General features: G+C 38.7%; 1 protein-coding gene. It reads right to left on the bottom strand.

Translation table 11 applies throughout. The annotated features are described in order from the left end of the window. Window positions 1-145 precede the first annotated feature (145 nt). Window positions 146-436 carry a hypothetical protein gene (locus H5119_RS20075; RefSeq protein ID WP_182703490.1) on the bottom strand — a complete coding sequence of 97 codons (291 nt, stop codon included), beginning with the start codon at window positions 434-436 and terminating at the stop codon, window positions 146-148. Between the last annotated feature and the right edge of the window lie 127 nt (window positions 437-563).

Raw genomic sequence — 563 nt, 5'->3', positions numbered from 1 at the left:
CAAGGTTTAGTGTCATTGAAAAATATTTGGATCAATATTCATTACGGGAGATGAACCGCCCATTGCGGACCCGCATGATGGGTGGTGTGGGGGCTGGAGGTTAGAGACCTCCGGCTACCCGATTAGGCATTTTGCCACCTAAGGTTTACTTAGACAATCTGACTGCCAGTTGTTTAAGTAACTCATCGCCTTGTTTGGACGTTGATAAAAGGTAACACCCAGACCAGTTATCCCATCCCGCATCTATTTTGATGTCATCTTTGATAAATGACGGGAAAATCCCCTCATCAATACCTGCAACTTGATTTCCAATACGATCAAAGGATAATTCGACTTCAAGAATTTTTTCAGCCTCAGACCATTTCGGATTATCATAATCATTAAAATCGATTGTGACATGTTTATTTGCAGCTTCGGAGATGGATAATTTATTCATATGCCTAACGAGCCTGTAGATTAACTCGTTTTTTTATTTATTTTTATTGATAAACTAACCATAGCTGAGTTCCTATTTTGGTTCAATCGATTACTGTATTTTATGCAGAATATAAAGTGGGAGTTTG

Source organism: Pseudoalteromonas sp. SG45-5 (genome assembly GCF_014164085.1).
Classification (GTDB): Bacteria; Pseudomonadota; Gammaproteobacteria; order Enterobacterales; family Alteromonadaceae; genus Pseudoalteromonas; species Pseudoalteromonas aliena.
Note: the sequence above shows the minus strand (reverse complement) of the source record. Positions and strands in the feature narration are given on the sequence as shown.